This is a genomic window from Streptomyces sp. NPDC058246, from assembly GCF_042881985.1.
Classification (GTDB): domain Bacteria; phylum Actinomycetota; class Actinomycetes; order Streptomycetales; family Streptomycetaceae; genus Streptomyces.
In genome coordinates this window covers 45,851-58,502 of sequence record NZ_JBHVWZ010000019.1, presented here as the reverse complement: position 1 = coordinate 58,502, position 12,652 = coordinate 45,851, and the positions used below count along the sequence as shown (strand labels likewise).

12 protein-coding genes, 1 pseudogene and 1 riboswitch are annotated in these 12,652 nt (G+C 71.3%); of the genes and pseudogenes, 2 read left to right on the top strand and 11 right to left on the bottom strand.

Annotation, left to right across the window (positions count from 1 at the left end; genetic code table 11):
* Positions 1-58: 58 nt before the first annotated feature.
* The 8 genes from ACFVXA_RS25695 to ACFVXA_RS25660 form a co-directional block, all read right to left on the bottom strand.
* Positions 59-526 carry a PH domain-containing protein gene (locus tag ACFVXA_RS25695; RefSeq protein ID WP_362025844.1) on the bottom strand — a complete coding sequence of 156 codons (468 nt, stop codon included), beginning with the start codon at positions 524-526 and terminating at the stop codon, positions 59-61.
* Between the two features lie 14 nt (positions 527-540).
* The gene (gene hisG / locus ACFVXA_RS25690) at positions 541-1,398 is read right to left on the bottom strand and encodes an ATP phosphoribosyltransferase (protein WP_383741593.1); all 858 of its coding nucleotides are present in this window, start codon (positions 1,396-1,398) and stop codon (positions 541-543) included.
* 45 nt (positions 1,399-1,443) lie between these two features.
* Positions 1,444-1,716, bottom strand: a complete 273-nt coding sequence (locus ACFVXA_RS25685; RefSeq protein WP_054236279.1) for a phosphoribosyl-ATP diphosphatase — start codon at positions 1,714-1,716, stop codon at positions 1,444-1,446.
* A gap of 34 nt (positions 1,717-1,750) precedes the next feature.
* On the bottom strand, positions 1,751-2,236 hold the full coding sequence (gene ribH, locus ACFVXA_RS25680) for a 6,7-dimethyl-8-ribityllumazine synthase (RefSeq protein ID WP_362025837.1): 486 nt from the start codon (positions 2,234-2,236) through the stop codon (positions 1,751-1,753).
* Positions 2,237-2,256: 20 nt separating this feature from the next.
* Positions 2,257-3,546, bottom strand: a complete 1,290-nt coding sequence (locus tag ACFVXA_RS25675) for a bifunctional 3,4-dihydroxy-2-butanone-4-phosphate synthase/GTP cyclohydrolase II (protein WP_390026845.1) — start codon at positions 3,544-3,546, stop codon at positions 2,257-2,259.
* Positions 3,543-4,181 (bottom strand): nicotinamide riboside transporter PnuC, encoded by a 639-nt coding sequence (locus ACFVXA_RS25670; protein WP_383741586.1) that lies wholly within the window; start codon positions 4,179-4,181, stop codon positions 3,543-3,545. Before ACFVXA_RS25670 ends, ACFVXA_RS25675 begins: the two co-directional genes overlap by 4 nt.
* A complete protein-coding gene (locus ACFVXA_RS25665) occupies positions 4,178-4,813 on the bottom strand; it encodes a riboflavin synthase (RefSeq protein ID WP_383741584.1) in 636 nt (211 codons plus the stop codon). The genes ACFVXA_RS25670 and ACFVXA_RS25665 overlap by 4 nt, the downstream gene beginning before the upstream one ends.
* A gap of 152 nt (positions 4,814-4,965) precedes the next feature.
* A riboswitch (FMN riboswitch) is annotated at positions 4,966-5,096 on the bottom strand.
* Positions 5,097-5,575: 479 nt separating this feature from the next.
* The gene (locus ACFVXA_RS25660) at positions 5,576-6,763 is read right to left on the bottom strand and encodes an ROK family transcriptional regulator (RefSeq protein WP_390026843.1); all 1,188 of its coding nucleotides are present in this window, start codon (positions 6,761-6,763) and stop codon (positions 5,576-5,578) included.
* A 135-nt stretch (positions 6,764-6,898) separates the two neighbouring features.
* On the opposite strand from ACFVXA_RS25660, the gene ACFVXA_RS25655 reads away from it, so the two are divergent.
* Positions 6,899-8,110, top strand: a complete 1,212-nt coding sequence (locus ACFVXA_RS25655; RefSeq protein ID WP_362025824.1) for an MFS transporter — start codon at positions 6,899-6,901, stop codon at positions 8,108-8,110.
* On the opposite strand, the pseudogene ACFVXA_RS25650 reads toward ACFVXA_RS25655, so the two are convergent.
* Positions 8,070-8,533 (bottom strand): annotated as a pseudogene (locus ACFVXA_RS25650) (acyl-CoA thioesterase). The gene ACFVXA_RS25655 and the pseudogene ACFVXA_RS25650 overlap by 41 nt on opposite strands.
* 120 nt (positions 8,534-8,653) lie before the next feature.
* Positions 8,654-9,919, bottom strand: coding sequence for an alginate lyase family protein (locus tag ACFVXA_RS25645; RefSeq protein WP_390026841.1), 1,266 nt, complete (start codon positions 9,917-9,919; stop codon positions 8,654-8,656).
* Positions 9,920-10,040: 121 nt separating this feature from the next.
* Here ACFVXA_RS25645 and ACFVXA_RS25640 point away from each other — a divergent pair, with 121 nt between their 5' ends.
* The gene (locus ACFVXA_RS25640) at positions 10,041-11,432 is read left to right on the top strand and encodes a solute carrier family 23 protein (protein ID WP_362025815.1); all 1,392 of its coding nucleotides are present in this window, start codon (positions 10,041-10,043) and stop codon (positions 11,430-11,432) included.
* Here the strand turns inward: ACFVXA_RS25640 and ACFVXA_RS25635 are convergent.
* Positions 11,414-12,523, bottom strand: coding sequence for a glycoside hydrolase family 6 protein (locus ACFVXA_RS25635; protein WP_390026886.1), 1,110 nt, complete (start codon positions 12,521-12,523; stop codon positions 11,414-11,416). The two genes, ACFVXA_RS25640 and ACFVXA_RS25635, sit on opposite strands and share 19 nt — an antisense overlap.
* Positions 12,524-12,652: the final 129 nt, after the last annotated feature.

Below are 12,652 nucleotides of genomic sequence, written 5' to 3'. Positions count from 1 at the left end.
CCTCCGCCAACAGATTAATCAAGACAGGGGCCCACAGGGCAGGGTGGAAGGCCGAGAGTCAGCCGTGATGTTCGTCGTGCTGTCCGTTCGGCTCGCCGATGGAGCGGACCTCGGCGAGTGCGCGCAGGGCGCGGGCGTCCTCGATCGCGCGCTGCTTGGCGATGCCCGGCTGGATGCCGAGCGCGGGCAGGCTGGTGCCGTCACTGAGGTCGAGGAACACCCAGGGGTCGCCCGGACGGAGGTTGACCTGGAGGATCTCCGCCCACTCCAGATGCCGCCTGCTGGCGATGTTGACGACGGTGACCCCGCTCTCGTCGGCGACGACCTTGGGCCGGGAGAGCATCAGGAGCACGCCGAACAGCAGTGCGGCGGTGAAGAGGAAGCTGGCGCGCTCCCCCGGGCTGAGCTGCTCCAGAAGCATCGCGACGGTGGTGATGACCACGAAGATCGCGGCGCCCGCGGTGAGCAGCACGGCCCGGGTGCGGGACGGCCGGAAGGTGACGGGAAGGGGGGGAAGGTCCGACATGTCCGATGGTCCTGTCAGAGCCGGCAGGCGTGGATGGCCGTGGTCAGGATGGCCCGCGCGCCGAGCGCGTACAGGTCGTCCATGATCCGCTGGGCCTCCTTGGCAGGGACCATGGCGCGGACGGCGACCCAGCCCTCGTTGTGCAGCGGCGAAATGGTCGGCGACTCCAGGCCGGGAGTGAGCGCGACGGCCTTCTCCAGGTGCTCGGCGCGGCAGTCGTAGTCCATCATCACGTACGTCCGGGCCACCAGGACGCCCTGGAGGCGGCGCAGGAACTGCTGGACCTTGGGCTCGGCGTCCTCGGCGGTGCCGGCTCCGACCCGGCGGATGACGACGGCCTCGGACTTCATGATCGGGTCGCCGAAGACCTCCAGGCCCGCGTTGCGCAGTGAGGTGCCGGTCTCGACGACGTCGGCGATGACCTCGGCGACGCCGAGCTCGATCGCGGTCTCGACCGCGCCGTCGAGGTGGACGACGGAGGCGTCGATGCCGTGGTCGGCGAGGTGCTTGGCGACGATGCCCTCGTACGAGGTGGCGACCGTCATGCCGGAGAGGTCCGCGATACCGGCCGCCGTGCCCGGCTTGGTGGCGAAGCGGAAGGTGGAGCGGGCGAAGCCGAGCGGGAGGATCTCCTCCGCGTTGGCGCCCGAGTCGATGAGCAGGTCGCGTCCGGTGATGCCGATGTCGAGGCGGCCGGAGGAGACGTAGATCGCGATGTCACGGGGGCGGAGGTAGAAGAACTCGACCTCGTTCTCCGGGTCGACGATCCGCAGCTCCTTGGACTCGCGGCGCTGCTGGTAGCCGGCCTCATGCAGCATGTCCGCCGCAGGGCCTGACAGGGAACCCTTGTTGGGGACGGCGATGCGCAGCATGAGGTCGGCTTCCTTTGTGTGAAGGGGTTGGGGGACTGGCGGGATTTACAGGTGGGCGTACACGTCGTCGAGGGAGATCCCGCGCGCCACCATCATCACCTGGACGTGGTAGAGCAGCTGCGAGATCTCCTCGGCGGCGGCGTCCTTGCCCTCGTACTCGGCGGCCATCCAGACCTCGGCGGCCTCTTCGACGACCTTCTTGCCGATGGCATGGACGCCCTTGCCGACCAGCTCGGCGGTGCGCGAAGTGGTGGGGTCGCCCGTGGCGGCCTTGTGCTGGAGCTCGGTGAAGAGCTCCTCGAACGTCTTCTTGGACATGGTGCTGCCTACCCTACGCGCAAGGGCCGGTACCTCAGCGCCAGGGTTCAGATACTGAGCGGAGCGTGGCCGCCGTCGCCACGGCGGCCGTCACCGCCTCGTGTCCCTTGTCCTCGTTGGAGCCCTCGATGCCGGCCCGGTCCAGGGCCTGTTCCTCGGTGTCGCAGGTGAGCACGCCGAAGCCGACGGGTACGCCGGTGTCGATGGAGACCTGGGTCAGGCCCTGTGTGACGCCCTGGCACACGTACTCGAAGTGCGGGGTCCCGCCGCGGATGACGACGCCGAGGGCGACGATCGCGTCGTAGCCGCGGCCCGCGAGGACCTTGGCGACGACCGGCAGCTCGAAGCTGCCGGGGACCCGGAGCAGGGTCGGCTCGTCGATTCCCAGCTCGTGCAACGCGCGCAGCGCGCCGTCGACGAGGCCGTCCATCACCTTTTCGTGCCACTGTGCCGCGATGACCGCGACGCGCAGGTCGCCGCAGTTGCGTACGGACAGTTCAGGTGCACCCTTGCCGCTCACGTCTCTCCTAAGTGACTTGCTTACTGGTTGCCGCAGGCCGACACGGTGGCCGTGTCCAGCCAGGGCAGGTCGTGCCCCATCCGGTCCCGCTTGGTGCGCAGGTAGCGGAGGTTGTGCTCGCCCGCCTGTACGGGCATCGGCTCCCGCTCGGTGACCTTGAGGCCGTGCCGGACGAGTGCGTCGGTCTTGTCGGGGTTGTTGGTCATCAGGCGCAGGCTGTGGACGCCGAGGTCCTCCAGGATCTGCGCGCTCGCGCCGTAGTCACGGGCATCGGCGGGCAGGCCGAGCTCCAGGTTGGCGTCGAGGGTGTCCCGGCCGCGCTCCTGGAGCTCGTACGCCCGGAGCTTGGACAGCAGGCCGATGCCACGGCCCTCGTGCCCGCGCAGGTAGACCACGATGCCCCGCCCCTCAGCCTGGATGCGCTCCATGGCCGTCTGGAGCTGGGGGCCGCAGTCGCAGCGCAGCGAGCCGAAGACGTCGCCGGTCAGGCACTCGGAGTGGACGCGGACCAGGACGTCCTCGCCGGCGCCGATCTCGCCGTGCACGAGGGCGACGTGCTCGACCCCGTCAACGGTGGAGCGGTAGCCGTACGCCGTGAACTCGCCGAAGGCGGTGGGCAGGTGGACCTCGGCCTCGCGGCGGACCGTCGGCTCGGCGGTGCGGCGGTAGGCGATCAGGTCCTCGATGGAGATGATCGTCAGGCCGTGCTTGCGGGCGAAGGGGATCAGCTCGGGCAGGCGGAGCATCCGGCCGTCCTCGCCCGCGATCTCCACGATCGCGCCCGCGGGGCGCAGGCCCGCGAGGCGGGCGAGGTCGACGGCGGCCTCGGTGTGGCCGTTGCGGACCAGGACGCCGCCGGGCCTGGCACGCAGCGGGAAGATGTGGCCGGGCCGCACGAAGTCGTCCGCCTGGGCGGCGCCGTCGGCGAGCAGCTGGAGCGTGGTGGCACGGTCGGATGCCGAGATGCCGGTGGTCACACCGTGAACGGCGGAGGCGTCCACGGACACGGTGAACGCGGTCTTCATCGACTCGGTGTTGTCGTCGACCATCTGCGGGAGCCGGAGCCGGTCCAGCTCCTCGCCCTCCATGGGCGCGCAGATCAGGCCGCGGCACTCGCTCATCATGAACGCGACAATCTCGGGGGTCGCCTTCTCGGCGGCGATGACGAGGTCGCCCTCGTTCTCCCGGTCCTCGTCGTCGACGACCACGACCGGGCGGCCGGCCGCGATGTCGGCGATGGCCTTCTCGACGGGGTCGAGCGCGAAGTCCTCGATGTTGTCGGTGCTGTACCAGACGGGGGCGGCGGTCATGCCGGTGCTCCTTCCAGGACGGGCTGCCCGGCCTCGCGGGAGCGCAGCCACCAGTCGCGCATGCCCCACAGGACGAGCGCGCCGTACAGGACGTAGACGAAACCGGAGAAGGCGAAGCCGGCTGCGAAGTTGAGCGGCACGCCCACCAGGTCGACGAGCAGCCAGGCGAACCAGAACTCGACCATGCCGCGCGCCTGGGCGTACATGGCGACGACCGTGCCGACGAAGATGTACGCGTCCGGCCAGGGGTCCCAGGACAGGGACGGGTAGGCGAGGAAGAGACCGGCGACCGCGACGGTGCCGAGGGCGGCGGCCCCGGCCAGCGCGGCGCGCTCGCGCCAGGTGGCGAACCGCACCGCGATGGAGCCGTCCTGGCCCTTCCCGCGGTTCCACTGCCACCAGCCGTACACCGCGACGACCATCACGACGACCTGCTTGCCGGCGCTGCCGGAGAGGTGGGCGGTGGCGAAGGCGGCGAAGAGGATGACGCCGGAGAGGAACTGGACGGGCCAGCTCCATATGGAGCGCCGCCAGCCGAAGGCCAGGCCGATCAGACCGATCACGTTGCCGATCATGTCGGACCACTTGATGTGCTGGCCGAGCAGCGTGAAGGCCTCGGAGTTCAGCCAGTTCACTGCGCGCTCCCCAGGGTGTCCGGCAGCGCGACCGGCTGCTCGCCCCGCGCGCCGAGCAGCCGCTCGACGTACTTGGCGATGACGTCGACCTCGAGGTTGACCGGGTCGCCGGCCTGCTTGAGGCCGAGCGTGGTCAGCGCGAGGGTGGTCGGGATGAGGCTGACGGTGAAGTAGTCGGAGCCCGCCTCGACCACGGTCAGGCTGATGCCGTCGACGGTGATGGAGCCCTTCTCGACCACGTAGCGGGAGAGGTCCGCGGGGAGCGAGATCTTCACGATCTCCCAGTTCTCGGACGGCTCGCGCCCGATGACCGTGCCCGTGCCGTCGACATGTCCCTGCACGATGTGCCCGCCGAGGCGCTCGCCCACGGCCATCGGCCGTTCCAGGTTGACGCGGGAGCCCACGGCCAGCGCGCCGAGGCTGGAGCGGTCCAAGGTCTCCGCCATGACGTCGGCGGTGAATTCGTCGCCCTCGTGGTCGACCACGGTGAGACAGACGCCGTTGACGGCGATGGAGTCGCCGTGCTGCGCGCCCTGTGTGACGACGGGGCCACGCAGGCGGAAACGCGAGGCGTCGTCGAGGTTCTCGACGGCGGTGACCTCACCCAGCTCTTCGACGATTCCGGTGAACACTTCCCGGGTCCTCCTGCCTCATAGGGCACGGACTCCGGGGCCTGTCGATGACGACAGCATGAGCGGACGACGACACCGGGAGCGACGCCGAGAGGGACTCGTCCCGTCAGGACAAGCCACAACAAACGGCAGCGCGCACGAATGCCCGCCCGCCGCGCACTGCCTCCCATCCGGACTTTAACCGTCGGTCCAGGAATTTCACCTGGTCAACCGGCCGCTGGAAGCGACCGGGTCGCGGACTGTAACCGCCGGTTCGGAATTTCACCGACCCCGGAGTGCGCTGCTTCTGGTACAGGGCCAGTGTGCCACGCCTGATCGACAGCCATGCGGGCGAATGTCTGTGGGGTGGCTCACAGACCATCGGGGTGGACTTCTCCGGCAGTGCCCGGTTGCCCAACTCCCGCCTCGCCAGGAGCCCTTACTGTTGGTCCATACCTATTGACGCTATGGTCTAGTCCTCTTAGGGTCGGCGATCACCGCCTCACTTCGTTGAGCCCGCCCCCAGAGCGGCTCCATGAATCCGCCCCCAGAGCGACTCATCGAGTCCGCCCCCAGATCGGCCCGGCGGCGGTGACGGAGGGCCCTTGCCCCGCCGCCGGGTCCCACCACGGCTTCCGCGAGCGGCAGCCCCAGGGACGATGGCGGTCCCCCTGCTCGAGCGAAGCCGAGAGCTTGGGGAGGGCAGGGGCGGCGGGGGCCGAGCGGGCCGAGGGGTCCGTGGGGGCCGAGGGGGCGAAACCTTCGGGGCCGCACCCCACGGGGCTACCGCGACGGCGGTGCGAAGAGTTCGTCCTGCGCCCCGTCCCGCGCCGTCAGCAGTGCGCCGCGCAGTACCGCGCCCCCGCCCAGGGTGCTCGCGCGCACCTCGGTCGGCAGGGGCGACATCCGGACGAGCCGTTCCGCGACCCGCGCGGCGAGTACGTCGCCGCCCGCCCGACCGACTTCGCCGCCCAGGACGACACAGCCGGGGTCGAGCACCGCGATGACGGACGCGGCGCCGATCGCCAGGCGGTCGGCGAGGGCGTCGAGGAAGCGGACCGAGCCGGGGTCGTCGGGGGCCGCTGCCGCCGATCTGACCAGCGCCGCGGCATGCGGTTCGTGCGGGACGGGCTCCGACACGACGCCGTACCGCCCCGCGAGCCCGGCGACAGCCGCCGCCCCCGCCAGCGAGTGGAACCCGCCCTCGCAGTCCGTCGCCGAGGGGAGGGTGGAGGTGCCCGGCACGGGCAGGAAGCCGATCTCGCCGGTGCCGCCGGAGGCCCCGCGCCGGAGCCGCCCGTCGAGGACCACGGCGGCGCCGGTCCCGTGCCCCAGCCACAGCAGCACGAACGTGTCGCGGTCGCGCGCGGCGCCGTCGCGCTGTTCGGCCAGGGCGGCGAGGTTCGTCTCGTTCTCGACCAGCACACGGGCGGGCAGACGTTCCTGGAGGGCGGCGACCAGCCGGCGGTGCCACTCGGGCAGGCCCGAGGAGTCGCGGAGTTCGCCGGTGGCCGGGTCGATGAGGCCGGGGGCCCCGATGCCGACGGTGTGCAGTCGCTCCGCCCCCGCCTCCTTGGCCGTCCGTTCCACCAGGGTGACCGCCTGCTCGACGGCGGACCCCGTCCCGGTGTCGTCCGCGATGGGCACCGACGCCCGCGCGAGCTCCGCGCCGAGCAGGTCGGCGACGACGACGGAGACGCTCTCGGTGCGCACGTCGAGGGCGGCCAGCTGGGCCCGGTCGGCGACGATCCCGTACAACCGCGCGTTCGGGCCGCGCCGCTGCTCCCCCGACTCCCCCACCACCGCGATCAGACCGGCGGCCGTGAGGCGTTCGACGAGGTCGGCGACCGTGGGCCGGGACAGGCCGGTGAGCTGCTTCAACTGCCCGGCCGTCAACGGGCCTTCCTGCTGGAGCAGGCGCAGGGCGAGCCGGTCGTTGATGGCCCGGGCGGTGCTCGGTGATGCGGGCATGCCGGGATCCTCCCAGATCAGCAGGGGCGATCGGCCCTCGGTGTCCCGGCCTCAATTCCGCTATTTATCAGGCAGGGTTCCTGATAGTTTACGGCGGCAGTACGGGCAGGGACGTCCGGGAGGGGAAACGGCACCATGGGTGAAGTGGTCTACGACATGCGCGGATTGAGGCGCGCACGGTACGCCGTGGCCGCCGTGTTCGCGGTGCACGGCGCGGTCACCGGGTCCTTCGCGACCCGCGTGCCCTGGATCCAGGACCACGCGTCGGTGGGGGCGGGGCAGCTCGGTATCGCGCTCGCGTTCCCGGCGATCGGCGCGTCCGTCGCGATGCCGCTCGCGGGCCGGATCAGCCACACCTTCGGCGCCCGCACGGCGCTGCGCGGTCTGATGTCGCTGTGGACCCTGGCCCTGATCCTGCCGTCGCTGGCGCCCAACCTGTACACGCTGTGCCTGGCGCTCTTCACCTACGGCGCCACGGCGGGCATGGCGGACGTGGCGATGAACGCCCTGGGTGTGGAGGTGGAGAACCGCCTCGACAAGTCGATCATGTCGGGGCTGCACGGCATGTGGAGCGCGGGCGCGCTGATCGGCTCGGCGGCCGGCACCCTCGCCGCGCATCTGGGCTCGGACGCCCGCCTGCACCACGCGCTGGCGGCGGCGGTGCTGACCGTCCTCGGTCTGGTCGCCTGCCAGTGGGTGCTGGACATCAGGCCGACCGAGGACGAGGAGCCGCCGCCGCGCTTCACCCTGCCGCCACGGTCGGCGCTGCTCATCGGCGCGGTCGGGTTCTGCGCGGTGTTCGCGGAGGGCGCGAGCCTGGACTGGTCCGCGGTCTATCTGCGCGACCGGCTGACCGCGTCGGCGGGTCTCGCGGCGGCGTGCACGACGGGCTTCACGCTCACCATGGCCCTCGCGCGGATCGCGGGCGACCGGATCGTGGACCGCTTCGGCGCCGTACGCACCGTACGCGTCGGCGGCTTCTGCGCGGCGCTCGGCGGACTGCTCGTGGTGGTGGCCGGGAACGCGGCGACGGCCATGGGCGGGTTCGCGCTGATGGGGCTCGGCATCGCGGTCGTCGTGCCGCTCTGCTTCGCCGCCGCCGGCCGCAGCGGCCCCAACCCGAGTCAGGCGATCGCGGGCGTCGCCACCATCACGTACACCTCGGGTCTGGTCGCGCCGGGCGCGATCGGCACACTGGCCCAGGCGACGAGTCTGATGGTGTCGTTCGGCCTTGTCACGGTCCTGGCGTGCGGGCTGGTCGCGTTCGCCGGCGTGCTGCGCGCGGGTGACCGCAACCGGCCGAAGGTCAGCCCCGCGAACGCAGCAGTTCCCGACCCAAGGCCCTGAACCCCTCGCTCCACGGCGTGGGGCGCAGTGTCCCGGCGTCGAGCCGGACCAGCACCCGGGTGCCGTGCGCGTACGTCACGAGGCCATCGGCCGAGCAGAAGCGGAAGCCGTACGTCAGTCCGGTGTTCCCGAGCCGCTCCAGCCAGAGGTGGACGGCGTACGCGCCCGGGCGGTCGACCGGAGCCTCGTAGCTGATCCGCAGCTCCTTCACGGCGTTGCAGAAGTCGCCGGCCGCCTCCCAGTCGCCCTCGAAGCCGCCGAAGCCGCGCTCGTTCCACAGTGCGGTCCAGGCGCGCTCGACCATCACGGGGTAGCGGGCGTTGTGCAGCAGCCCGAGGGCGTCCAGGTCGTCGAAATGGACGGTGACGGGGATGAGCTGCCGTAGGTGGGGACGGGGGCGGCGGGTGGCGCTTCGGCGGTCACGGGCGGGGCTCCTGAGGTGCCGGAGGGGACGGTGGGGTCATCCCATCCTAAGCGGTCGCTCAGGAGCCCCTGTCTGTGCGGGCCCGCGGGCCTGGCGCTTCCCCGCGTCTCCGGGGCAGGTCAGCCGGCGATCGAGTCCAGCTGCTCGGCGGCGGGCCGCAGGACCCACAGGTCACCGCCCGGCGGCGTTTCGAGCTTCGGCACCGCCGCCTGCGCCGCCTTGTCCCCCGCGTCGGCCGCCGCGTGCACGACGTCGCTCGCCGCGAACCGGTGGAACTCCAGCTCCGGGTGGTTCCACGGCTCGGCGCCCGTCGCCGCGGGCAGCAGATAGTCGACCGCCTTGAACAGGCTCTGCCCGTCCGGCCCCTGGTACGACCAGAGGTTCACGCCGACGTGCCGGCCGATGGCCGCGAGGCGGGTGTACGCGACGAGGTCGAAGGTCGAGTAGTGCCAGCTGCGGGTGCGGGCCAGCTCCTGGGGCTGGCTGCCGTCGGCGGCGATCTGCGGGTCGATGCGCAGGGACCGGGCGTTCAGCACGGTCCGCCGGGCGAGGTCCTGGTCGCCGGTCGCGTACGCCAGGGCGGCGAGCTGCATGTCGTAGAAGGTGCCGTGGTTGTTCTTGGCGGCCCCCTCCTCCTTGCCGAAGTCGCTGTTCACCAGCCAGTCGCGGAAGTCGGTGTTCCAGGCGCGCATCGCGGTGCGGTCGCTCTTGGACCAGCCGGGGGCGCCCGTATCGAGGATCGCGATGGCGTCCAGGACGCTGGTGTAGGACTGCGAGAAGTCGATGATGCCGATGGCACGGCCGTCGTACTTGCAGGGGATGAACTGCCCGTGGTCCAGATTCGGGTTCATCCGGGTGTCCGGGGCGAGGAACCAGGCGCGCAGGACGGAGGCGGCCTTCTGCGCGTACTGCTTCTTGCCGGTGTAGTACCAGGCGAGCGAGAGGTCGTAGGTCGAGTCGAAGACCTTCTCGACGTCCTGACGGTCGGTGCCGGTGTCCACCTCGGGATTGCGCTGGCCGTCGCGCTGGACGTAGGGGCAGCCCCATGGGTTGTCGGCGGTCCTGGGCTGTGAGGGCCACCAGTACGGGGCCTGGCTGAGGTAGTCGTGGACGTCGCCGCCGGGGGCCGGCTTCGGCTTGTCGACGACCGTCCAGGGGCCCTGGTCCAGCCAGTTGTCGGCGCGGGCCGTCACGTTCGCGACCGCCCTGGCGAGTTGGGGATCGCCGCGATCGAGGCGGAGCTTGGTCTGCTGCATCCGGACGCCGTCGAGGACCGCGGTTCTGGGGACTTTCGGCGCGGCATGAGCGGCGGCGGAGGGAACGACGGCGGCCGCGAGGGCGACCACGGCCGCCAGGAGCACGCCCAGACGGGGTCGTGCACTCATAGAGCACTCCGATCAGGAATATGAACGCAGTTCATGAGTAGGACCGTGTGAGCGTAGGGCGGCTGGTTACCCCTGACAATGGTCCGGACAGATTCACGTACAGAGAAAGTGAAGTCGCACCATGGACCTCGGCGTGCGCTGGAAACTGCACGGCGACGGGCACACGCCCGCCCCCGGAGCGGTCGTCCGCCCCGATGAACGCCTCTCCTGGCCCCGCACCATCGGGCTCGGGGCGCAGCACGTGGTGGCCATGTTCGGGGCGTCCTTCGTCGCGCCCGTCCTCATGGGCCTCGACCCCAACCTCGCGATCATGATGTCCGGCGTCGCGACGGTCATCTTCCTGCTCGCGACGCGCGGCCGGGTGCCCAGCTACCTGGGCTGCTCGCTCTCCTTCGTGGGCGTCGCGGCCGTGATCCGGGCGCAGGGCGGCACCAGCGCGACCGTGACCGGCGCGGTCTTCGTGGTCGGCGTCGCGCTGTTCCTGGTGGGGCTCGCCGTGCAGCGGTTCGGGGCGCGAATCATCCACGCCGCGATGCCGCCGATCGTGACCGGCGCGGTCGTCATGCTGATCGGCTTCAATCTCGCCCCGGTGACCGCGTCCACATACTGGCCGCAGGACCAGTGGACGGCGCTGCTGGTGATGGCGTTCACCGGTCTGGCCCTGGTCTGCCTGCGCGGTTTCTGGTCACGGATCGCGATCTTCCTGGGGCTGGTCTTCGGGTACGGGATCTCCTGGGCCGCCGACCGGATCTTCGGCAAGATCCACTCGGTGGACGCGAGCGGCAAGCTCACCGACCACTGGCGGCTGGATCTCTCCGGCGTCGGCAAGGCCGACTGGGTCGGTCTGCCGTCCTTCCACGGGCCGTCCTTCCAGTGGTCGGCGATCCTCGTCGCGCTGCCGGTCGTGATCGCGCTGGTCGCCGAGAACGCCGGGCACGTCAAGGCCGTCGGCGAGATGACCGGCGATCCGCTGGACGACAAGCTGGGCACCGCGATCTCGGCGGACGGCGTCGCCTCGATGCTGTCCACGGCGGTCGGCGGCCCGCCCAACACGACGTACTCCGAGAACATCGGCGTGATGGCCGCGACCCGCGTCTACTCGACCGCCGCCTACTGGGCCGCCGCCGGTTTCGCGCTGCTCTTCGGCCTCTGTCCCAAGTTCGGCGCGATCGTCGCCGCGATCCCGGGCGGCGTGCTCGGCGGCATCACCGTCATCCTCTACGGGATGATCGGCCTGCTCGGCGCCCAGATCTGGCTCAACGCCCGGGTCGACCTGCGCAACCCGCTGAACCTGGTACCGGCCGCCGCGGGCATCATCATCGGCGTCGGCGGTGTCACGCTGAAGTTCACGGACACGTTCTCGCTGAACGGCATCGCCCTCGGCACCCTCGTCGTGATCATCGGATACCACGCGCTGCGGGCGATGGCCCCCGCCCACCTCAAGACGCAGCAGCCGCTGCTCGACGAGGGCACCTCCTCGTACGACGAGGACTCTCAGCGCGCCAGCTCATAGGCGTACTCGGGCGAGAAGGTCCCCGGTGTGCCCTTGCAGCCGTCCGACTCGCCCGGCAGCTTCACCCACAGATAGGCGTCGATCCCGGCCTCTCCGGTGCTCAGGGTCGGCGCCTGTCCGATCTTCCGGCCCGCCGGATCGCACCACTCGCCGTCGGCCGGGGCGCCGTTGCCGTTCCGGCTGGTGTCGATGACGGCGCCCAGGCTCGCGGGGCCGCGGAGCGCGGACAGCACCCGCCGGGCGTAGCCGATCTCGTCGCTCGTACGGTGGAAATTGGACACGTTGGTGAAGATGCCGTCGGAGGAGGCGGGTGAGGCGGCGCCCGCCTGGTCGAGCAGCGAGGCCTGTTTGGCCACCGGGTTCCAGTCGGAGTGGCCGGCGTCGTAGTAGACCCGCGCCCTGGGGTTCGCGGCCTTGAGAACGCGGCCCGCCCGGGCCAGGGAGGCGAAGCGATCGGCCTGTTGGCCCTCGGTGAGACAGTCGGACTGGGCGATCGCGTCGGGCTCCAGGATGACGATGACCTCACCGGCGCCGAGCCCCGCCGCGAAGCGGTCGATCCAGCCGTCGTACGCGGCGAGGCCGGGCGCCCCGCCGTCCGAGGCGCCGCCGCAGTCGCGCTGCGGAATGGCGTACGGCACGACGACCGGGACCCGGCCCTCGGCGGCGGCGGCCGAGGTCACCGCCCTGACCCGTGCGGTGATGGTGGACGGCGTGAAGTCCCCGAACCAGACGGCGGCCGGGCGGTCGGCTATCCGGGACTCGATGACCTCACGCCGAAAGTCGCCGGGATGGGCCTGGACCCAGTCGAGGACCTGGGAGTCGGGGTGGCGGTACAGGGCGGGGGCGGCCACGGCCTCCGGCTTCCTCCTTCCGCTCACGGAGGGCTTCGGACGCGACTTCGAGGAGGCGGACTGCGCGGCGGACGGCGGGGCGGAGGTCGCCGAGGACGTGGGCAGGGCCGGCAGCGGCTGGAGCGTCGGCGAGCGGGTCACCAGCGGTTTGGCGTCGTCGGCGGGGCGCCCGTCGTCGAGCGCGGACATCATCCCGGTCACCGTGCCGACGACGACCACGACCGATGCCGCCGCGAGCATGGCGCCGCGCCGGACCGCCCGCCTGCGGTCGGCCCTGCGCGCGGCCAGCCGCTGGGCACGTAAGCCTGACACGTACTGCCCCCACTCCCGCCACGCTGGCGTTCCCCCGTTCTGGGGAAGCGTCCGGCC

What these genes read in the sequence shown, in the direction of transcription:
- ACFVXA_RS25695 (WP_362025844.1), bottom strand. Translation starts at nt 526, where the DNA reads ATGTCGGACCTTCCCCCCCTTCCCGTCACCTTCCGGCCGTCCCGCACC.
- hisG (WP_383741593.1), bottom strand. Translation starts at nt 1,398, where the DNA reads ATGCTGCGCATCGCCGTCCCCAACAAGGGTTCCCTGTCAGGCCCTGCG.
- ACFVXA_RS25685 (WP_054236279.1), bottom strand. Translation starts at nt 1,716, where the DNA reads ATGTCCAAGAAGACGTTCGAGGAGCTCTTCACCGAGCTCCAGCACAAG.
- ACFVXA_RS25675 (WP_390026845.1), bottom strand. Translation starts at nt 3,546, where the DNA reads ATGACCGCCGCCCCCGTCTGGTACAGCACCGACAACATCGAGGACTTC.
- ACFVXA_RS25660 (WP_390026843.1), bottom strand. Translation starts at nt 6,763, where the DNA reads ATGCCCGCATCACCGAGCACCGCCCGGGCCATCAACGACCGGCTCGCC.
- ACFVXA_RS25655 (WP_362025824.1), top strand. Translation starts at nt 6,899, where the DNA reads ATGGGTGAAGTGGTCTACGACATGCGCGGATTGAGGCGCGCACGGTAC.
- ACFVXA_RS25645 (WP_390026841.1), bottom strand. Translation starts at nt 9,919, where the DNA reads ATGAGTGCACGACCCCGTCTGGGCGTGCTCCTGGCGGCCGTGGTCGCC.
- ACFVXA_RS25640 (WP_362025815.1), top strand. Translation starts at nt 10,041, where the DNA reads ATGGACCTCGGCGTGCGCTGGAAACTGCACGGCGACGGGCACACGCCC.
- ACFVXA_RS25635 (WP_390026886.1), bottom strand. Translation starts at nt 12,523, where the DNA reads ATGCTCGCGGCGGCATCGGTCGTGGTCGTCGTCGGCACGGTGACCGGG.